Source organism: Pseudomethylobacillus aquaticus (genome assembly GCF_003730115.1).
GTDB classification, from domain to species: Bacteria; Pseudomonadota; Gammaproteobacteria; order Burkholderiales; family Methylophilaceae; genus Pseudomethylobacillus; species Pseudomethylobacillus aquaticus.
In genome coordinates this window covers 129,131-150,061 of sequence record NZ_RJVP01000004.1, presented here as the reverse complement: position 1 = coordinate 150,061, position 20,931 = coordinate 129,131, and the positions used below count along the sequence as shown (strand labels likewise).

Sequence of the window (20,931 nt, the reverse complement as noted above, 5' to 3'; positions counted from 1 at the left end):
TATTGCATCCTGATCCGGTTGCCTGCATATTCCTGCAGACAACCGGATTTTTTATCTGCCCTTTTTATCTACCCTTAGGTTCATTACAGAAACTTGCCCATGAAGATCGCCACCTGGAACGTCAACTCGCTGAACGTACGCCTGCCGCATGTACTGGACTGGCTGGCCAGCGAGCAGCCCGACGTACTATGCCTGCAGGAAACCAAACAGGAGGACAGCAAGTTTCCCTACGCGGCTCTGCAGGAAGCCGGTTATCACGCGCTGCACAGCGGTCAGAAGACCTATAACGGGGTGGCCATCATCAGCAAGCAGTTACCGCAGGCGGTGCAGTTCGGCATCCCGGGCTATGTAGACGAGCAGAAGCGTGTGCTCACCGCCACCGTAGCGGGCGTGCGCATCGTGTGTGCTTACATCCCAAACGGTCAAAGTCTGGAATCAGACAAATACCAATACAAACTGGGCTGGTTGCAAGCGCTCACTGACTGGCTGCAGCAGGAGCTGAAACAACATCCCAAACTGGCGCTGCTGGGCGATTACAACATCGCCCCCGAAGACCGCGATGTGCATGACCCGGCGGCGTGGGCAGGACAAGTGCTGGTCAGCGCGCCCGAACGTGCCGTATTCCAGCAGCTGCTGGACATGGGGCTGCATGACAGCTTCCGGCTGTTCGAGCAGGCAGACAACAGCTTCAGCTGGTGGGATTACCGCATGGCCGGTTTCAGGCGCAACCTGGGCTTGCGCATCGATCACATCCTGGTCAGCGAAGCATTGAAAGCGGGCTGCAGCCGCTGCTGGATAGATAAAGCGCCACGCAAGCTGGAGCGTCCGTCCGACCACACGCCAGTGGTGCTGGAACTGCACAGCGCCTGAGCGGCCAGCATCCTCAATAGCTAAAAAACCGGCACATGCCGGTTTTTTATTCTGATTTACAACGCAGCCGGATCACCCAGCGCTGGTCACGGGCGTGTCTAGCGCGTCTTGATACCCAGCTGCTTGAGCTTGCGGTACAAGTGCGTGCGTTCCAGCTGCGCCTGTTCCGCCACCTTGCTGATGTTGCCCGCCGTTTTGGCGATGTGATGCTCGAAATACAGGCGTTCGAAATCATCACGTGCCTCGCGCAGCGGTTTTTCCATATCCACCAGCGGCAAGGGCGGCGGCAGTTCCACGGCCTGCACGGGCGCGAACTGCTGCAACACGCGGTTGACATCGTCCAGCTCGATCACCTCACCCAGCGTGGTCTGCATCAGGTTACGCACCACGCTCTCCAGCTGGGCCAGATTGCCGGGCCAATCGGCATTGCGCAGCGCGTTGAGCGCAGCGATGTCGAATTCGCGGTATTCCGTTTCACCACTTTCGGTGAGCACCATGGCCATGGCACTGATCAGATCCGGGATATCTTCGCGGTGGTCCGCCAGCGCCGGCACACTGAGGCTGGTAGCGGTCAGCAGTTGCAACAGCTGCACATCGAACAGGTGTTCGGCTACGCGCTGCGGCAGCGGCTGGGTGGTGGCGCACACCACGCGTATGCCATATTTGGCCGCCTTGTTGAGCACCATGAGCAAGCCTTTTTGTTCCATCTTGCTGAGATCGGCCACCTCAGGGATGAAGATCAAGCCGTCGCGGTGCTGCTCCAGCAACTCCAGCGGCATGCTGGCCAGCTTGCCATACTCGGTCAGCTCCAGCCAGGGGGTATCCGCCTCGTGCAGGAAGCGCGCGCACAAGGCCACCCCACAACCGGGTGAGCCCACCAGCAACAAGGGGGTCTTGAGCTTGCTGAGCTGTTCCAGACGCAGACGCAGCTGACCGATGACCGCACCTTTACCGAGATGGGCCAGGCTCATGTCGGATTTGGGCAGATGTTCGCCATGCTTGAGTGCCGCATTGACGGTCTTGAGCAGCTTTTGCAGCGCGATGGGTTTTTCCAGGAAATCAAACGCGCCGATACGCGTGGCCTCCACTGCCGTATCGATGGTGCCATGACCCGACATCATCACCACCGGCATATTGAGCAGGCCGCCATTGCCCCATTCCTTGAGCAGGCTGATACCGTCACAATCCGGCATCCAGATATCCAGCAGCACCAGGTCGGGGCGATGATGGGCACGCATCTGGCGCGCCTGGGCAGCATCTTCCGCAAGCGTCACCAGATAGCCTTCATCCTGAAGGATATCGCGCAGCAACTCGCGTATGCCGATTTCATCATCTACGACCAGAACTTGCCTTGCTGTCATTGTGTTTGCTCCATGTAGTACTGTGCAACCCCGTTTTTTCAGTGCTTGTGCTCGTTGTTTTTATAGTGCTGTTTTTGTTGTGATGGCCGGGCCTGGCTGGTCAAGGGCATGGCGATGCTGACGCACGCCCCGCCCGCCTCAAGATTCTCGATCTTGACGCTACCGCCATGTTCTTCCATGATTTTCTTGACGATGGCCAGGCCCAGGCCAGTGCCATGTCGCTTGGTGGTCGTATAGGGCTCGAACGCACGCGCCAGAATATTGGGCGGGAAGCCATCACCATTATCGGTCACGCTCACGCGCAACTGCTGGTCCTGCAACTTGCTACGCATCTGTATCCTGCCGACCGGCTTGTCCTGCAAGGCATCCTGCGCATTCTTGAGCAGATTATGCAGCACCTGTCGCAGCATGGTGGCATCACCCTGCACTTGCGGCAAGTCCGGCTGCAGTTCCGATTCTATACGAATACCTGTGGCTTCCGCACCGCCCGGTTCGTATAGTCCCAGCACATCTTCGATCAGCTGATTGATATCCAGCGCCGACAGATTGAGCACAGGCGCACGCGCATACTCGCTGAACTCGTTGACCATGGTCTTCATGGCACTGACCTGACTGACGATGGTGTGCGTGGTGCGCTTGAGCAACTCACCGTCTGCGGCGTCGAGACGCGGCGCCAGTTTGCGCTCCAGGCGCTCGGCCGACAGCTGTATCGGCGTGAGCGGGTTCTTGATCTCGTGGGCCAGACGACGTGCCACTTCGCCCCAGGCCGCATCGCGTTGGGCCTGCACGGTGGTGGTCATGTCATCGAACACCAGCACAAAGCCCCGGTCTGCGCCTTCCGGCAATTGCGTACCACGTAGCAGGATTACCTGCGTGCCACTGGCCCCATACACTTCGATCTGCTCGCGCCACTCGCCTCGCTGCGGCTTGAGGATGCGCGCTGCGGCTGGGTCACCCAGCTGGAAGTGCTGCAACACGGTCTCCACAAAGCCGGTCAGCTCCGGCTTCTGTTCGGCGATGCGCGCAAAGGGCTGGCGATTCTCCAGCACCAGTCCGAGGATATGCGCCGCTGCCGGGTTGCTGGCGCGCAATTCGGCATGCTCGTTCAGCGCCAGCACCCCCGAGGACAAGTGCGCCAGCACCGTCTCCAGGTAGCTGCGCGCTGCTTCCACACGCATCTGGTTGCGCGCTGCGGCCTGTGTGGCCTCGGCCAGCTGGCGTGTCATGCTGTTAAAGGATTGCACCAGCACGCCCAGCTCGTCGCGGCCATGTTCAGGCAGCATGGTGTCGTAATCGCCGCGCGCGATGGCACGTGTGCCCTCGGCCAGCAGGCTGAGTGGCGCCGACAGGCGGCGGCTCAGCACGAACGCGATGGCCACCGCGGTCAGCATGGACAACATCAGGACCAGTGTCAGCGTCAGGGCGAACACATCCTTGAGGGATTCGCGGCTGAATGACAGCTCCTGATAGTCCTGATACACCGCCTGCACTTCTTCCGCCGTGGTGGACAGGGCATGCGGCACGGGATGCAGCAGCTGCAGGATGCGGGTCTCGCCGATCAGACCGGCGACCGATACCGGCACCAGCAGGCGCATGTACAAACCTTTGTCCGGGATAGGGTCCACCTTGCCGACCGGATGCAGTCGCGCATCACGCAACTGCTGCAGGCTCGGCAGCTCAGGCAGGAAGCTGGATGGATCATTGCTGGAGAACGCCACGATCTGGCCCTGCATGGTGAACAGCACGGCGTCCTGCACGCCACTTTTTTCACGCAGGTCATTGAGCACGACGCGATGTGAACTGGCAGGCTGCAAGGACAGCGCCAGCGCCATGCTGTTGCCCTTCTCTTCCATGTCGCTAAGCATGATGTCCAGCGTGCTCTGGCCCAGGCGCAGGCCACCATCCAGCGCGGCCTCGACCTTGACGTTGAACCAGGATTCGATGGAACGTGTGAGGAAATTCACCGACAGCAGATAAACCACCAGGCCCGGGATGATCGCCATCAGCGCGAACGCACCCAGCAGACGGAAGGTCAGGCGGCTACCCATCACTCTCAGCTTGAGCTGGCGATACAAGCGCCATAACTGCCAGAAGATGAGCAAGATCATCAAACTGGCCAGCGCGATGTTCAGCCCCAGCAGCACAGTGTAGTAATGGCCGGATTCAGCCATGTTGGCACTGGCGTGAGACAGCAGGTAAAGCAGTACCGCGCCCAGACCGGCACTGATGAAGACGATGTATTTCATGCTGCCATCCCCAGCTTAGAGGTCCAGATCTGGGGTCCAGCGATAACGTGGCGAGATCAGGCTCCAGTCCTGCGAGCCCAGGGCATCCACCCGCAGCGGTTGCGGTAATTTGGAGGCATCGAGACGGATACGCAAAGCCGCCTGATAAGGCACACCGGCTTTGAGCAGGGTCTTGTCCAGCACCAGCCAGTTACGCACGCGCGTGAACCGCTCGCGCACCTCCTGCAGGCTGCTGTGAGCCGATTGTTGCTGGTCGATGTTGAGCAGGTATTGGCGTGACAAGGCGTGATAACTGATGGAAACATGGCTGGTGCTGGTGACGATCTCGTCGTCGAACCAGTAACGTTGCGGCTTGGTGAGCTGGAACTCCATGAGAAAATGCAGCGGCAGCCCCTTGCTGAGGGCTTCCTGCACGGCAGGGCTGAAACTGAGGTCGAAATCGGCGTTGAGCACATACTGCTCACCACGCGGACTCAGCTCCGCAGACTTGATGTCCAGATGGCTGGGAGCCGCCCAGCCTGTCGCACAGAATGCGATCAGCAGGGCCAGCCCCAGACTCAACAGATTAAATCTTTTGCAGCATTGCGTAGAAAAAACCGTCATGGTGGGCAGCCGGGTGCAATTGTCCTTGTGGTGGCAACATGGGCGATGACAAAGGCAACTGCCGCGCGTCCACCTGCTGTTTTATAAACCCATCAATTTGTGACTGGTTTTCTTCGTGGAACACCGAACACGTCACATAAAGCAATTTACCACCCTTTGCCAGCAGCTGCCACAGTGCGGGCAGGATGCGTGCCTGCTGCTGTGCGAATGACGCCACATCGGCCTCGCGGCGCAACCATTTGATGTCCACATGGCGGCGCACGATGCCCGAAGCCGTGCATGGCACATCGGCCAGGATGCGGTCGAACGGACGGCCGTCCCACCAACCGTCTGGCTGCGCGGCATCGGCCGCCAGCAAGGTGGCTTGCAGGTTCAGCCGGTCCAGATTGCTCTTCACACGCTGCAAGCGCAGTGCATCACTGTCCAGCGCCAGCAGATCCAGCCGGGCCAGTTCGAGCAGGTGGCCGGTCTTGCCGCCGGGCGCGCAACAGGCGTCCAGCACGCGCATACCGTCCTGTGCGTCGAGCAAAGGCGCAGCCAGTTGGGCGCCAGCGTCCTGCACCGAGACCTCGCCGCTGGAAAAACCCGGGATGCGCTCCACAGGCAGTGGTTTATGCAGTAGCAAGGCGCTGTCGCCGACCACATCGGCGCTGATGCCCTGTGCGTCCAGCCTGGCCACATAATCCGCCATGCTGGTCTGGCGCAGGTTGACGCGCAAGCTCATGGGCGGATGCTGGTTCCCCGCCAGCAACATGGCCTGCCAGTCCTGCGGGTACTGTTTGCGCAGTTTGTTGATCCACCATTGCGGGTAACTGTAACTGGCCACATCATCATTCTGGATGGCGGCTAATAGCGCGTCGCGCTGACGCAGAAAGTTGCGCAATATGGCGTTGACCAAGCCCTTGGCCCACTGCGGTTTGAAACTGCCCGCCGCCTGCACCGCCTGATCCACCACGGTGTGCGCGCCAGCGCGGTCCTGCTGCAATTGGTACAAGGCCACCAGCAACAAGCAGCGTAAACGCGTGTTACTGAGCGGCTTTTGCAGCAAGGGCGACAGCAGCGCCTGCAACTGGCCGTAATGACGCAGTGTGCCGTAGCTCAAGTCCTGCATGGCGCCACGCTGCTGTGGCGTGATATGGCTGTGGTGCTTGAGCACCGCCTCGATCGCGCTGCTGAGGTTGCGGCCAGTGAGTACTGCGTCTATTGCCTCGGCGGCGAGAAGTTGAGCGACGTGCAAAACGCGGCCGCGATCAGCGTGCCATCGCCAGCAGACGCGCGACGCGCTCTTCGGTCTGCGGGTGGGTGCTGAACAAGCCTTTGAGGCCGCCGGCGGAAAGCGGGTTGATGATCATCATCTGCGCCGTTTCCGGGTGTTGCTCGGCGGTATCCATGGGGATCTGGTGCGCATAGTTGTGGATCTTCTCCAGCGCGGCAGCCAGTGCCTGCGGGTCGCCACTGATCTCGGCGCCGCCTTTGTCGGCCTCGAACTCGCGTGCACGCGAGATGGCCATCTGGATCAGCATGGCGGCGATGGGCGCCAACAGCATGATCAGGATAGCCACGGCTGGGTGCACACCACGGTCCCGGCCACCGAACAGCATGCCGAACTGGGCGATGGAAGAGATGGCACCGGCGATGGTGGCCGAGATAGTGGAGATCAAGGTATCACGGTGCTTCACATGGGCCAGCTCGTGTGCCATCACACCACGCAGTTCGCGCTCGCTGAGGATGCGCATGATGCCGGTGGTAGCCGCCACGGCGGCATGTTCCGGGTCACGGCCGGTAGCAAAGGCGTTGGGCTGGGCTTCATCGATGATGTACACCTTGGGCATGGGCAACTGGGCGTTCTGCGCCAGTTCGCGCACCATGTTGTAGAACTTGGGGGCGGACTGCGCATCCACTTCCTGTGCGTTATACATCTTCAGTACGGCTTTGTCCGAGAACCAGTAGGCGTAGACATTCATGGCCGCAGCGATGGCCAGTGCGATCAGCATGCCACCTGCACCACCCAGGGCCGCGCCGACCGTGCCGAACAGCACGACGATGCCGGCCATCAAGACTGTCGTTTTAAACCAGTTTCCTAACATGTTGTTCCTTTGATCATGATCTGTAGCGAGAGGGTACAGCACTCATATTTCGCTCTTATAGATGCTGCCGAACAAAAAAAATTCAAGCCGCCTGAGCTGCAGGCAGCGGACGCAGGCCGGGCACACTCAGCACAGCTTGAACCGGGCTTACAAATCAGACGACTGGCCGGACGACAGACCAGATGATAAGGCAGCACCATGACCGAAACGATCGCCCGCCTGCAGGGCATGGCCAGTCAGGAACTCGCGTGCACTCAGGCGTTTGCCGCCCGGCATCTGCAGCTCCTCGATCTGCAACAAGCCCTCACCGCAGCCCACCAGCAAGCGCGGCCCGGCTTCGACCACCTGACCAGGCGCTGCACTGCCCGGCATATCGGTCGCCATCCATAGCCTGCAGACACGCTCGCCCAGCGTGGCCTGCGCCACCGGGAACGGATTGTAGGCACGCACGCGGCGTGACAGTTCGGCAGCGCTCAAGGTCCAGTCAATCGCAGCCTCGGCCTTTTCCAGCTTGTGAGCATAGGTGACCAGCGCCTCGTCCTGCGGCGTGGCAGGCAAGCTGCCCTGTTGTTGCAGCTTGTCCATGGTGGTTGCCATCAGGGCAGCGCCCAGCGCTGCCAGGCCATCGTGCAGGCTTTGTGCGGTGTCGCGCGGCCCTATGGGCAGCACGCCTTTTTCCACCATGGCGCCGGCATCCAGTGCAGGCACCACCTCCATGATGGTGACGCCGGTTTCGGCATCACCGGCCAGCAGCGCACGCTGGATAGGCGCGGCACCACGCCAGCGCGGCAACAAGGAAGCATGCACGTTGTAGCAGCCGTAACGTGGCATCTGCAACACCACGGTGGGGATGATGAGGCCATAAGCGGCAACGATCATCACGTCTGCCTGCAGCGCTGCGATGTCGGCTTGCACCACCGCGTCTTTGAGTGTGGTCGGTTGCAGCACGCGCACATCATGCTGCAAGGCCAGCTGCTTGACCGGGCTGGGGGTGAGCTTCATGCCGCGTCCGGCCGGGCGATCCGGCTGGGTCAACACCGCCACGATGTCATGGCCGGCATCGATCAGGGCCTGCAGGCTGGGGACAGCGAATTCCGGCGTACCGGCGAATAGGATCTTCATGGGCGGTGAACTTGACGGGATTGGACTTGACGGGGTTTAAGCGGGCTCGCGCTGGCGTTTTTTCAGGCGGGTCTTGATGCGGTTCTGCTTCAGCGGGGATAGATATTCCACGAACACCTTGCCCAGCAGATGATCCATCTCGTGCTGGATGCACACGGCCAGCAGGCCATCCGCTTCCAGCGTGAACGGCTTGCCGTCAGCGTCCAGCGCTTGCACGGTGATGCGTTCGGCACGCGTCACGTTCTCGTAGATGCCGGGCACAGACAGACAGCCTTCTTCATACTGCTGGGAACCGCAAGTGTTGACCAGCCTGGGGTTGATGAACACCTGCAGCTGGCTTTTATCCTCGGTGGTGTCGATGACGATCAGCTGCTCGTGCACGTCCACTTGCGTGGCGGCGAGGCCGATACCGGGCGCCGCATACATGGTCTCGGCCATGTCGGCGATCAGGCGGCGGATGCGCGCATTGACCTCGGCCACCGGTTTGGCCACGGTATACAAACGCTTGTCCGGATATTTCAGTATCGGTAGTAGTGCCATAATGGGTGCTTGAAAATCTGTCGGATAGGACGCAAAGTGAGGGCTGTCATGCCGGATATCAAGTCAGCGACGCCTATGCCCAAGGCTGTGCCCACCTTTGCTCAATATCACATTATAGCGCGCGGCTGCGCGTTCCAACGCACATGAGTATGCCGCTGCAGGACGAGCAGGCGCTATGGATCGCGCTGAGCCGCATCCCCGGTCTGGGCAGTCGCGGTATCTGCCAGCTGTTGCAGCAGTTCGGTGAACCAGCGCATATCTTTGCCGCAAAGACCGCGCAGTTGCGCGATGTGGTCAGCGATGCCGTCGCCGATGCCATACGTGCTGGCCCTAACCTGGACGACGCAGCCACCACCCTGCAATGGCTGCAGCAAGCTGGCAACCACCTGATCACACTGGCAGATGCCGAATATCCGCAAGCGCTGCTCGAGATCCCGGATCCGCCTGCCCTGCTGTATGGAAAAGGCCAGCTGGCCTTGCTGAAACGCCCGGCCCTCGCAGTCGTGGGCAGTCGCAATGCCACGCCGCAAGGCATCAAGAACGCCGAGGCGTTTGCGCGTGCGCTGGGCCAGCAGGGTCATTGCATCGTGAGCGGTCTGGCGCTGGGCATAGACGGCGCGGCCCATCGTGGTGCACTGGACACGCCTGGCGGCACTATTGCGGTGGTTGGCACTGGCCTGGATATCGTCTATCCATCACGGCATCTGGCCCTAGCGCGGCAGATCGTGGAACATGGCTTGCTGCTTTCCGAGTTTCCGCTAGGCACGCCGTCGCGCGCGGCCCATTTTCCGCAACGCAACCGCCTGATCAGCGGCCTGAGTCGTGGCTGCCTGGTGGTGGAGGCCAACCTGCACAGTGGCTCGCTGATCACCGCGCGCCTGGCCGCAGAACAAGGCCGCGAGGTGTTCGCCATGCCGGGCTCCATCCACTCGCCACTTTCCAAGGGCTGCCACCAACTGATCAAACAGGGCGCTAAACTTGTCGATGATCTGGCCGATATACTGAGTGAGATCCGCCTGAATGAACCTGTTGCGGGGACAGAAGTCGATACAAACGGCACTGTTCTTGCTTCGAATAAAGTGGACGATCCGGGTCAGCAGCTACTTGAAATCATGGGATTCGACCCCATCAGTCTGGAAGCGTTACTCGATTCCAGCGGCTTGACGAGTGATAGCCTTTCGGCCATGCTGCTGGTGCTGGAGTTGGAAAGCAAAGTCGCTACTCTGCCGGGAGGGCGCTACCAGCGAATCACCTAACCCTGTTCAATTATTTAGGAGATTCCATGTTTGAGGTTCTGGTCTACCTGTTTGAGAACTACTTCGAGGTCAATGTCCGTCCAGACCATCACACCTTGTCCAAAGAGCTTTACGCTGCGGGCTTCGACGAAGAAGACATCAACGGCGCATTCGACTGGTTTACCGCCCTGGAAGCCATGAGTGCCACAGACAGCGCACAACAGTCCGGCAGTGTGCGCATCTACGCAGAAGCTGAGCGCAAGAAGATCAACCAGCAGGCGCTGGGTTTCCTGATCTTCCTGGAACAGACCCGTGTACTGAGCCCGGCGCAGCGCGAACTGGTCATCGACCGCGCACTGGCACTGCCACAGCCTGAAGTCGGTATCGAAGAGACGCGCTGGATCGTGCTGATGGCACTGCGCAATCAGGGCACCGCCAACGACTATCTGTTCGTTGAAGATGCCGTGTTCGGTGACAGCCAGCCTACGCTGCACTAAAGGTTCAATGAGGGCTTAATCAGGCACGGGCGTTAGCTGCCCTGCCTGACCAACACGCTGCTGTAGAACAGCGTGCTGCTACCCTTCACAGTTTCAAGCTTGTATCTTCAAGCCTTTAGCGGGCTGCCGGCAACGGCAAACGCTGCAGTATGGTGGAGATGATCCCGGCCTGATTCAGCGTATAGAAATGCAATCCGGGCGCACCCGCCGCGAGCAGACGCTCACACACATCCGTCACCACATCCATGCCCAAGGCACGCAATGAAGGCAGGTCGTTGGCATATTCCTGCAAACGCAGACGCAGCCAGCGCGGGATCTCCGCACCACACACATCCGAAAAACGCGCCAGTTGCGTGTAGTTGTAGATCGGCATCACACCCGGCACCACCGGGATGGTGATGCCCGCACCCGCACACTGTTCCATGAAACCGAAATAGGCATCCACATTGTAGAAATACTGCGTGATGGCACTATTGGCACCGGCCTCCACCTTGCGTTTGAAGTTGGCCAGGTCCGCTGCAGGCGACGCGGCTTCCGGATGAAACTCCGGATAGGCCGCCACCTCGATATTGAACCAGTCGCCACTGTGCTCACGGATGAAGCTCACCAGCTCGTTGGCGTAGCGAAAATCCCCCACACTGGCTTCGCCCGAGGGCAGGTCACCGCGCAGCACCACCAGATGATGGATATCATGCTGCTGGTAAGCGTCCAGCAACTGACGGATCTCGTCACGCGAGGAAGAGATGCCGGAGATATGCGGCGCGGCGTCAAAGCCTTCGCTGCGGATCTCCAGCACCGTTTCCATGGTGCGGTCACGCGTGGAACCACCGGCACCGAAGGTGACGGAAAAGAACTTGGGTTGATGCAGGGCAAGCTGCCTGCGCGCTTCGCGCAACTTGGCCTGCCCCTCCGCCGTCTTGGGCGGGAAGAACTCAAAACTGATCACAGGTACACTTTTCATTTAATTTAGTCGCGGCTGCGTAGGCCCTGACAACGTATCAATCGTCGCCGAGCAGCACCGCCGTCAATATCCAGGAGATCACGCTATACAGCACGGCACCGATGATACCGGCCATCAAACTCGCCACTTCGAAGCCCTGCAACAGATTGCCCACCACCAGGAACAACACACCGTTGATCACAAAGATGAACAGACCCAGTGTCAGCACCGTGACCGGCAAGGTCAGGATCACCAGTAAAGGGCGGATCAGCATGTTGACCAGCCCGATCACCGCCGCTGCGATCAGTGCCCCAGTGAAGCCTGCCACCTGGATGGATGGCATCAGATAAGCCACGGCCAGCAAGGCCAGTGCGTTCAACAACCAGACGACTAGCAATTTCATGGTGCCTCCTTCGAGTTGGACTAACGTACAAACCAGCTTAGCAATAGGACTGGTAAGGCAACGGTAACTTGAACACCGTTGCAACACCAGCCCCCCGGACAAGGCTTGCTAATCCTGCTTATTGCCAAGCCTGCTTGTTGCTGACCCTCCTGCGCCGGCCGCCGATCAAGGCACGGCCACCACGGATTGGCTGTTTAGTAACGATAGTGCTCTGGCTTGAACGGGCCTTGCTTGGTCACCCCGATGTAAGCCGCCTGCTGATCACTCAGCTCGGTCAGCTGGGCGTTCAGTTTCTTCAGTTGCAGGCGCGCCACTTTCTCATCCAGATGCTTGGGCAGTGTATACACCCCGACCGGGTAAGCGGCCGTGTTGCTGTACAGCTCGATCTGGGCGATGGTCTGGTTGGCAAAGGAGCTGGACATCACGTAGGACGGATGACCGGTACCACAACCCAGGTTCACCAGGCGGCCCTTGGCCAGCAGGATGATGCGTTTACCGTCTGGGAAGATCACATGATCGACCTGCGGCTTGATCTCTTCCCACTGGTACTTCTCGATACCCGCCACATCGATCTCATTATCGAAGTGGCCGATGTTGCAGACGATGGCCTGATCCTTCATACGCGCCATGTGGTCATGGGTGATCACATGGTAGTTGCCGGTGGCGGTCACGAAGATGTCCGCATGTTCAGCCGCATAATCCATGGTCACCACACGGTAACCTTCCATGGCCGCCTGCAGTGCACAGATCGGGTCGATCTCGGTCACCCACACCTGCGCAGACAAGGCGCGTAGCGCCTGGGCAGAGCCCTTGCCCACGTCACCGTAACCTGCCACCACCGCCACTTTGCCAGCGATCATCACATCGGTGGCGCGCTTGATGCCATCCACCAGCGATTCGCGGCAACCGTACAGGTTATCGAACTTGGACTTGGTCACGGAATCGTTGACGTTGATGGCCGGGAACGCCAGACGGCCTTCCTTGTGCATCTGGTACAGTCGGTGCACGCCGGTAGTGGTCTCTTCGGTCACACCCTTGATGTGCTTGAGACGCGTGGAGTACCAGGTCGGATCGACCTTGAGCTTTTCCTTGATGGCGTTGAACAGGCAGGTCTCTTCTTCGGAGCCGGGATGATTCAGCACGCTGATATCGCTCTCGGCCTTGGTGCCCAAGTGCAGCAGCAAGGTGGCATCGCCACCATCGTCCAGGATCATGTTGGAGTAGCCGCCATCCGTCCATTCAAAGATGCGGTGGGTGTAATCCCAGTACTCTTCCAGCGTTTCGCCCTTGATCGCGAACACGGCGGTGCCGGTCGCTGCAATCGCGGCAGCGGCATGGTCCTGCGTAGAGAAGATGTTGCAGGACGCCCAGCGTACATCCGCACCCAGGTCTTTCAGGGTCTCGATCAGCACGGCGGTCTGTATGGTCATGTGCAGGGAGCCGGTGATGCGCGCGCCCTTGAGTGGCTTGGTCAGCGCGTATTCTTCGCGGATAGCCATCAGGCCGGGCATCTCGGTCTCGGCGATGGCGATCTCTTTACGGCCCCAGTCGGCGAGGCTCATATCGGCTACTACGTAATCTTGAATGTCGGTCACAGTATTCATGGTTTCTCTCAAATGAATGCGTGACGGAAGGGAATGGAGTTGCGACTGGCGCTTGCTTCACCCATTTCCCGTGTCCGGCACGAGTTAAATAAGTGAACGCCGTTCGCAAAGCGGTGGACTGCTTTGACAACCGAGCCTGGGGGCACCTGATGTGCGCCTCGCAGCGTTCCTCGGTTAATAATTGAATTATAAGGCTTGTTTGCTTGCCCGCCAAGTCAGGCCATCTGGTCTGACCTGGCAGCCTTGCGAATTACAGTCCTGCAGCGGCCTTAAGGGCAGAGGCTTTATCCAACGCCTCCCAGGTAAACTCTGGCTCGTCACGGCCGAAGTGGCCGTAGGCGGCCGTCTTGCTGTAGATGGGACGCAGCAGGTCCAGCATTTGCACGATGCCCTTGGGGCGCAAGTCGAAATGCGCTTGCACCAGTTCGGTCAGCCTGGCATCGGACACCTTGCCGGTGCCATAGGTTTCCACCATGATGGACGTTGGCTTGGCCACACCGATCGCATACGACACCTGCACCAGACAACGCTGCGCCAGGCCAGCCGCGACGATGTTCTTGGCCACGTAGCGGGCAGCATAGGCAGCAGAACGGTCCACCTTGGACGGGTCCTTGCCGGAGAATGCGCCGCCACCATGCGGTGCAGCGCCGCCGTAGGTATCCACGATGATCTTGCGGCCGGTGAGGCCAGCATCGCCGTGCGGGCCACCGATCTCGAAACAACCGGTGGGATTGACCAGATACTGGATATCGCCCTTGATCAGCTCGGCTGGCAGCACCGGCTTGATGATGTGTTCGATGACCAGTGCACGCAGCTCTTCCTGCTTGGCATCGGAGCTGAACTCCGGGCTATGCTGGGTGGACAGCACCACGGTGTCGATGGAGAACGGCTTGCCGTCCACATACTTGACCGTGACCTGGCTTTTGGCATCCGGACGCAGCCATGGCAGACGGCCATCCTTGCGCAGTTGCGACTGACGCTCGACCAGACGATGCGAAAGGTACAAAGGCAAAGGCATCAGGGTAGGCGTTTCATCGCAGGCATAACCGAACATCAGGCCCTGATCGCCAGCACCCTGATTCAGGTAATCATCAGACGCGCGGTCCACACCCTGCGCGATGTTGGGACTTTGCTGACCGTAGCACACATGCACCGAGCAACCATCGGCATCGAAGCGCAGCGTGGGGTCGGCATAACCGATGCGGCGTATGGTGTCGCGCGCCACTCGGGCGTAATCCACTTGGGCCTTGGTGGTGATCTCACCCGCCAGGATCACCAGACCGGTGGTCACCAGTGTTTCAGCGGCCACGCGGGCATACGGATCCTGCGCCAGAATGGCATCCAGGATGGCATCGGAGATCTGGTCCGCCACCTTGTCCGGGTGACCCTCGGAAACCGATTCGGAAGTAAATAGATATTCGTTCATTAAAACAATCTCGTAGCGTTAAGCGTGTGCAGTTTCAAGCGCTTCCGCGACCCCGATGGACGGGCTGGTAAAAGACTTGACCAAAAAGACTGGGTAGAATAGCAAAGTCGCAAGTTTTGCAAAAGATATTCATGCTTGAGCTCTTATTCCATGCTTTCTCCCGCCTGCCACTGCCTGCGATCCACGCAGCAGGCGTTGTAGCTGGATGGATGATGCGTCTTAGCTCGCAAAAGTTCCGGCAAACTGCACGCAGCAACATCCGTATCACCAACATCACCAGCACCAGCGCCGCCAGCCGTCGGCTCATGCGCCTCAGCACCAGCGAGACCGGCAAAGGCCTGATGGAGACTTTCGCCATCTGGTTCCGCCCAGCCGAACAAGTGCTGGGCTGGGTCAAACAGGTGCATGGCTGGGAGCATGTGGAAGCTGCCCATGCGGCAAAGCGCGGCATCGTGTTCCTAACGCCGCACCTGGGCTGTTACGAGATCACCGCACGCTACTACGCGGCACATCACCCCATCAATGTGCTGTTCCGCCCGCCACGCCAGCCCTGGCTGCAACGCCTGACCGCACTGGGCCGCAATCGTGGCCAGATGCGTCAGGTGCCGACCACACTGGGCGGCATACGTGAACTGATGCGCAGCCTCAAACGTGGCGAAGCCATCGGCGTGCTGCCTGACCAGGTACCGGAAAAGGACGAAGGCGTGTGGGCGCGTTTTTTCGATTACCCGGCCTACACCATGACACTGGCCAGCAAGCTGGCACAACTGCCCAACGTGGACACCATCCTGGTGTTCGGCGAACGCCTGAGCTGGGGTCGCGGCTTTGTACTGCATTTGCAGCCACTGACCGGCGACCTCAGCCCGCAAGGCATCAACAATGCCGTCGAGCAGCTGGTGCGTAGCAAGCCTGAGCAATACCTGTGGAACTACCGTCGGTTCAAAAAACCTTGAGCCCGCCCCTCAATTCAGATACAAGCATCACATCATGAAAATCCGTTTCAGCAAGATGCACGGCCTGGGCAATGACTTCATGGTCATCGACGCCTGCTCGCAAACCATCGCCCTGCAGCCGGAGCAGATCCGTCTGCTCGCCCACCGCCAGTTCGGCATCGGCTTCGATCAGCTACTGCTGGTAGAGCGTGCCGATGCTGCCGACGTGGATTTCCGTTACCGCATCTTCAATGCCGACGGCGGCGAAGTAGAGCAATGCGGCAATGGCGCGCGCTGTTTCGTGCGCTTCGTGCACGAACAGGGCCTGACGCAAAAATCGCAGATCGTGGTGCAAACCGCCTCTGGCATCATCCAGCCCAGATTGGAGCAGAACGGCCTGGTCACCGTGAACATGGGCGCACCGCGCTTCGCGCCAGCCGAGATCCCGTTCGTCAGCGACACACAGGCCGGGCAATATGCGCTGACGCTCACTGATGCGACCGTGATGATCAGCACCGTCTCCATGGGCAACCCGCATGCGGTGCAAGTGGTGGACGATGTAGACACCGCCCCGGTGGCCACGCAAGGCCCGCAGATCGAAGCGCACCCGCGCTTTCCGCAACATGTGAACGCAGGCTTCATGCAGGTGGTGCAACCTCAGCACATCCGGCTGCGTGTATTCGAGCGCGGCAGCGGCGAGACGCTGGCCTGCGGCACGGGCGCCTGCGCCGCCGTGGTGGCGGGTATCCAGTTGGGCCAACTGACCTCGCCGGTCACGGTGAGCACACGTGGTGGCGACCTCACCATAGACTGGGCCGGCCCGGGCCAGCCGGTGATGATGACCGGCCCGGCCGTGACCGTATTCGAGGGCGAGTTCGACACCGCCCTGTTCAGCCAGACCTCGCCGGTGCGCTGATCCAGCGCCCCCATAACGGCACAGATGAAGGACTTGAAAATGCAAGAACACAACGCAACAGACAGCGACATCAACGCGGAGGCCGAAGTCAGCGCTTACCTGCAGCAGAACCCGCAGTTCTTTGAGCGCCATCAGGCGCTGCTTGCCGATATGTACCTGCCCAGCCAGCATGGCAGCGGCACGGTTTCTCTGGCAGAGCGCCAGCAACTGGCACAGCGCGACAAGATCCGCGTACTGGAAGCACGCCTCGCGGAACTGATGCGCTTCGGTGAAGAGAACGACAGCATCAGCGACAAAGTGCACAGGCTCAGCCTGGGCCTGCTGGCCTCGGACAATTTTGCCGTGCTGCTGCAACTGATGCAGGTCAGCCTGCTGGAAGATTTCAAGATCCCCTACGTGGGCATCCAGCTGTGGAGCGACAGCACCAGTGTGCACAGCAGCCACCCGGCGCTACGCCCCTGCCCGGCGGAATTGCGCGAATGGACCAGCAGCCAGAAGGCCCCCTACTGCGGCCCCTTGCCACCTGTGGCCCTGCCTGGCATGTTCCCGGCTGATGCCACACCGCTCTCCTGCGCGCTGATCAGCCTGCGTGGCGAGCGTGTATTCGGCCTGCTGGCGCTGGCCGCGCCGGACGCCGAGCGCTTCTACAGCGGCATGGGCACGCTATACCTCAAACGCATCGGTGAGCTGGTCAGCGCTGCGCTGATCTCGCACCTGCCTTAGCGGTTCCAGCAGGCTAGCTCGCCGATTGATTTGCTGACCGATAGACTGAAGCGCTTACACCATGACCACCGACGCGCAGCATGCTTATCTGGAGGCCTACCTCAGCCATCTGCGGCATGAGCGCGGCCTGAGTCAGCTTACCTGCACGCATTACGCACGCGACCTCAAGCTGCTGTTCAGCCTGCTGGAGGATCAACCGGTCAAACAGGGCCTGACGCAGCTCACCGTGAACCACATGCGCCGCCACATCGCCACGCTGCATGGTCGCGGCATGGGCAGCCGATCCATCGCCCGCACCCTGTCTGCCTGGCGCGGTTTCTTCCATTACCTGGGAGAACGTCACGGCATGACAGACAACCCGTGCACCGGCCTGCGCGCACCCAAAGCCGCCAAGCCACTCCCACAGGCACTGTCGGCGGATCAGGCGGTGATGCTGGTGGAGATACAAGGTGACGACGCGCTGAGTCTGCGCGACCGCGCCATGCTGGAACTGTTGTACTCCTCGGGCCTGCGTCTTTCCGAGCTGGTGGGGCTCAACCTCAACGCGCTCGATATCCGCAACGCCACGCTGGTGGTCACCGGCAAAGGCAACAAAACCCGCATCGTGCCGGTGGGCAGCCACGCCATCAGCGCAATCCAGCGCTGGCTTGTGGCGCGCAGCCTGATGTGCCCGCCAGCGGAGCAGGCCATGTTCATCAATCAGCGCGGCAAACGCCTGACCGGCCGCTCGGTGCAATACCGCCTCAAGGAATGGGCCATCAAGCAAGGCATCAACATCGACCTGCACCCGCACATGCTGCGCCACAGCTTTGCCAGCCATGTGCTGCAATCCAGCGGTGACCTGCGCGCCGTGCAGGAGATGCTGGGCCACGCCAACATCAGCACCACGCAGGTGTATACGCACCTGGACTTCCACCACCTGGCCAAGGTGTACGATGCGGCGCACCCACGCGCACGCAAGAAATAAGCTCCTGCCAGCGCGGGCCTGCATGTCACTGGCTTGTATGTCACCAGCCGCACATTGAATGACACGTTGTTGTGGCAATCTGGGCATGGGCCATGTTGCATGACCCGCCCACGGCTTGTGGCCTCAAGCGTTGAAATAATGGCCTGTCGCCACCAGCTATAAGGCTGGCACGCGCTGCATCTTGTGTGCGGCCAGGCAAACTAGCGGTTTGCCTGCCTGTATTCTGTGGCAAAATATTTAACAAAGCGGTAGTCGCAACGCTAGCCCGGGATTTACCTGATTATTTAACATTTGTGAGGATCTTCAATGGAACACACCCTGCCACCCCTGCCGTATGCAAAAGACGCACTGGCCCCGGTCATTTCTGCCGAAACCATCGACTTCCACTACGGCAAGCATCACCAGACCTATGTCACCAACCTGAACAACCTGATCAAGGGCACCGAGTTCGAGAACGCCACCCTGGAAGAGATCGTGCTGAAATCCTCCGGCGGCATCTTCAACAACGCCGCGCAAGTATGGAACCACACCTTCTACTGGAACGGCCTGAAGCCTAACGGCGGCGGCGCTCCAAGCGGCGAACTGGCAGCCGCCATCGACAAGGCCTTCGGTTCCTTTGACGAATTCAAGAAGCAATTCACGCAAAAAGCCATCACCACCTTCGGTTCCGGCTGGGCATGGCTGGTCAAGAACAAGGACGGCTCGCTAAGCCTGGAAAGCACCAGCAACGCCGGCACCCCGCTCACCAGCGGCCAGACCCCGCTGCTGACCATAGACGTATGGGAACACGCTTACTACGTGGATTACCGCAATGCGCGCGCCAAATATGCAGAAGAGTTCTGGACCATTGTGAACTGGGATTTTGTTGCGGCTAACTTCGCGGCTTAAGTGACACAACAGGCGATGCGGTAAGGTCGCCTGAGCAAGAAATGGAAAGGGCATGTACCGATTGGTACATGCCCTTTTTGCATTCAGAACTCAAGCCAACCGTACTTCGTAGTATTTCGTAGGGCGCAATAGCGAAGCGTATTACGCCAGAGCGGCATATCAAAATGAATGAGAGGACTACAGCGCAATGCCCGGTGGTTATTGCGCCCTACGCTTGCTTGACCGAGATGTTATGCACGGCCAATACCGAAGAAAGATTTAAGCTTACTTCCCCATCGACGTTCATAGAAAGGCTTTACCTCACGCAAGAAGTACTCGCTCAATCCCTTCTCGTCTCGTGCAACACGGTATAAATCAACAGGCTCGCCGTTTGGCGACGTATCCCAGGCGACCACTCCAGCTTCCCGAATCACAGATTCGATATCGCCGTCTGCCTCAACTCCAACCACAAGATGTGGCTTTTCATCATTAGACGGATCGTGCATAAGGGTCAGGTATGCAGCCTTTACATTCTCTCGTTTCGAGAAAAGCAATGTCAAAGAGTCGACCATCTTTTCGGGGTAGTTCGCAGGCTGCCCTAACAAGACTTGAGTCGCCTTTTTAGTTACGCGTTGCTCTGGAAGTCGATTAATTCCATAAGACAGCAGCGCCTCAATTTCATTTGGGAAAAACTCTTTTCCATAAGCGAGTTTCGGGTTCAGCATCAAAGTTGCCCCCCGTGTCATTTCGAAGAGCGACTTGGCAGGAAGCGCCATATAAGTGACTTCTTCATCAATCGCCTTTTGCAGAGAATGAAGCGAGCTAAAAAAGGGAATCACTGGCGACCCGTCTGCACGAGTCCAATTTTGGATAGAGACTTCCTCCCCAGTGTCCAAGGTTTTCTCCCCCGTATATGAGCCGTCAGAGTGACCCAAAATAAAGACGGTTGAGTCAAGCAGCGCTCTGTAGAAGTCGGGGCGATATGCCGACGCATCAGCAGCTAGTCTCAAAGCAAGCTCTAACGGGTTTTCTTCAATATCCAATTGAGGCATAGGTTCAATGTACATAACGTCGAAAGTAAGGGGCTGGCTGGAGGCGTGCGAAGCGCGCTGTAACCCAGCCCCGCTTGACTGATGGGTTAGCCTGCAGAGCAAGGAAAGAGATGTTTGCCTTGGCCATTGCCCTAAACCCCAGGTGCTGGAAGAGAAATAACCATTGCGACAAAAGCAGCCGCTATCAGAACCACCGCTACAGCTGCTATTACCAGAACTACCTTTCTTGTCGGCATCATGATTATTGCTGGCTAACGTAAATTAGACACCAACTAACATACCTAATAATTTAGTGGGTCTGGTGTATAAAAAAGAAATTATCATTAAATATCCTCTACTTTCATGATGTTATTTATTTTTAGCCAACCATCGCTGGCAATAAGTGCCAAGGCCAACACACCAACATTGCTCCTGATCTTACCAACACCACCAGCACCCCGATTCGGATTGATTTAGCCAACACGATTCAGCCACTCCATTAAACACGTTGAGTGCCTGAAACAGCAAGCCACCCCCACGAAAGTGGTAATAGAGTTGAAG

General features: G+C 59.2%; 20 protein-coding genes and 1 riboswitch. Of the genes, 8 read left to right on the top strand and 12 right to left on the bottom strand.

The window, feature by feature from the left end; genetic code table 11:
• Positions 1-99 precede the first annotated feature (99 nt).
• Entirely contained in the window at positions 100-870 is a 771-nt protein-coding gene (gene xth, locus ED236_RS08765; protein WP_123237595.1) for an exodeoxyribonuclease III, read from the top strand.
• Positions 871-968: 98 nt separating this feature from the next.
• Here the strand turns inward: xth and ED236_RS08760 are convergent, their stop codons facing one another.
• From ED236_RS08760 to def, 7 genes are all read right to left on the bottom strand, one after another.
• Positions 969-2,231, bottom strand: coding sequence for a sigma-54-dependent transcriptional regulator (locus ED236_RS08760; protein ID WP_123237594.1), 1,263 nt, complete (start codon positions 2,229-2,231; stop codon positions 969-971).
• A 38-nt stretch (positions 2,232-2,269) separates the two neighbouring features.
• Positions 2,270-4,477, bottom strand: a complete 2,208-nt coding sequence (locus tag ED236_RS08755; RefSeq protein ID WP_123237593.1) for a sensor histidine kinase — start codon at positions 4,475-4,477, stop codon at positions 2,270-2,272.
• Between the two features lie 15 nt (positions 4,478-4,492).
• A complete protein-coding gene (locus ED236_RS08750) occupies positions 4,493-5,038 on the bottom strand; it encodes a DUF4390 domain-containing protein (protein WP_240032091.1) in 546 nt (181 codons plus the stop codon).
• A 4-nt stretch (positions 5,039-5,042) separates the two neighbouring features.
• Positions 5,043-6,317 (bottom strand): 16S rRNA (cytosine(967)-C(5))-methyltransferase RsmB, encoded by a 1,275-nt coding sequence (gene rsmB, locus ED236_RS08745; protein WP_123237591.1) that lies wholly within the window; start codon positions 6,315-6,317, stop codon positions 5,043-5,045.
• Between the two features lie 13 nt (positions 6,318-6,330).
• Complete coding sequence (gene htpX / locus ED236_RS08740; RefSeq protein WP_123237590.1) at positions 6,331-7,167, bottom strand: zinc metalloprotease HtpX; 837 nt, start codon at positions 7,165-7,167, stop codon at positions 6,331-6,333.
• Between the two features lie 147 nt (positions 7,168-7,314).
• Positions 7,315-8,289, bottom strand: coding sequence for a methionyl-tRNA formyltransferase (fmt, locus tag ED236_RS08735; RefSeq protein ID WP_123237589.1), 975 nt, complete (start codon positions 8,287-8,289; stop codon positions 7,315-7,317).
• 36 nt (positions 8,290-8,325) lie between these two features.
• Positions 8,326-8,829: a peptide deformylase gene (gene def / locus ED236_RS08730; protein ID WP_123237588.1), complete on the bottom strand. Its 504-nt coding sequence runs from the start codon at positions 8,827-8,829 to the stop codon at positions 8,326-8,328.
• A 149-nt stretch (positions 8,830-8,978) separates the two neighbouring features.
• On the opposite strand from def, the gene dprA reads away from it, so the two are divergent.
• Positions 8,979-10,085: a DNA-processing protein DprA gene (gene dprA / locus ED236_RS08725; RefSeq protein ID WP_420820420.1), complete on the top strand. Its 1,107-nt coding sequence runs from the start codon at positions 8,979-8,981 to the stop codon at positions 10,083-10,085.
• A 26-nt stretch (positions 10,086-10,111) separates the two neighbouring features.
• The gene (locus tag ED236_RS08720) at positions 10,112-10,561 is read left to right on the top strand and encodes a Smg family protein (RefSeq protein WP_123237586.1); all 450 of its coding nucleotides are present in this window, start codon (positions 10,112-10,114) and stop codon (positions 10,559-10,561) included.
• A gap of 115 nt (positions 10,562-10,676) precedes the next feature.
• On the opposite strand, the gene metF is transcribed toward ED236_RS08720, so the two are convergent.
• The 4 genes from metF to metK form a co-directional block, all read right to left on the bottom strand.
• Positions 10,677-11,522, bottom strand: coding sequence for a methylenetetrahydrofolate reductase [NAD(P)H] (gene metF / locus ED236_RS08715; protein WP_123237585.1), 846 nt, complete (start codon positions 11,520-11,522; stop codon positions 10,677-10,679).
• Between the two features lie 37 nt (positions 11,523-11,559).
• Positions 11,560-11,904, bottom strand: a complete 345-nt coding sequence (locus ED236_RS08710; RefSeq protein WP_123237584.1) for a phage holin family protein — start codon at positions 11,902-11,904, stop codon at positions 11,560-11,562.
• Between the two features lie 194 nt (positions 11,905-12,098).
• Entirely contained in the window at positions 12,099-13,508 is a 1,410-nt protein-coding gene (ahcY, locus tag ED236_RS08705) for an adenosylhomocysteinase (protein WP_123237583.1), read from the bottom strand.
• 87 nt (positions 13,509-13,595) lie between these two features.
• Positions 13,596-13,686: riboswitch (S-adenosyl-L-homocysteine riboswitch) on the bottom strand.
• A 72-nt stretch (positions 13,687-13,758) separates the two neighbouring features.
• Positions 13,759-14,934, bottom strand: a complete 1,176-nt coding sequence (metK, locus tag ED236_RS08700; protein WP_123237582.1) for a methionine adenosyltransferase — start codon at positions 14,932-14,934, stop codon at positions 13,759-13,761.
• Between the two features lie 131 nt (positions 14,935-15,065).
• On the opposite strand from metK, the gene ED236_RS08695 reads away from it, so the two are divergent.
• The 5 genes from ED236_RS08695 to ED236_RS08675 all read left to right on the top strand — a co-directional run bounded on the left by ED236_RS08695 (position 15,066) and on the right by ED236_RS08675 (position 19,360).
• Entirely contained in the window at positions 15,066-15,887 is an 822-nt protein-coding gene (locus tag ED236_RS08695) for a lysophospholipid acyltransferase family protein (RefSeq protein WP_123237697.1), read from the top strand.
• 34 nt (positions 15,888-15,921) lie between these two features.
• Positions 15,922-16,782, top strand: coding sequence for a diaminopimelate epimerase (gene dapF / locus ED236_RS08690; RefSeq protein ID WP_123237581.1), 861 nt, complete (start codon positions 15,922-15,924; stop codon positions 16,780-16,782).
• Positions 16,783-16,821: 39 nt separating this feature from the next.
• Positions 16,822-17,505: a DUF484 family protein gene (locus ED236_RS08685; RefSeq protein ID WP_123237580.1), complete on the top strand. Its 684-nt coding sequence runs from the start codon at positions 16,822-16,824 to the stop codon at positions 17,503-17,505.
• Positions 17,506-17,566: 61 nt separating this feature from the next.
• Positions 17,567-18,472: a tyrosine recombinase XerC gene (gene xerC, locus ED236_RS08680; RefSeq protein ID WP_123237579.1), complete on the top strand. Its 906-nt coding sequence runs from the start codon at positions 17,567-17,569 to the stop codon at positions 18,470-18,472.
• 306 nt (positions 18,473-18,778) lie between these two features.
• Positions 18,779-19,360: a superoxide dismutase gene (locus tag ED236_RS08675; protein WP_123237578.1), complete on the top strand. Its 582-nt coding sequence runs from the start codon at positions 18,779-18,781 to the stop codon at positions 19,358-19,360.
• Between the two features lie 230 nt (positions 19,361-19,590).
• On the opposite strand, the gene sseB is transcribed toward ED236_RS08675, so the two are convergent.
• Positions 19,591-20,391 (bottom strand): enhanced serine sensitivity protein SseB, encoded by an 801-nt coding sequence (gene sseB / locus ED236_RS08670; RefSeq protein ID WP_123237577.1) that lies wholly within the window; start codon positions 20,389-20,391, stop codon positions 19,591-19,593.
• Between the last annotated feature and the right edge of the window lie 540 nt (positions 20,392-20,931).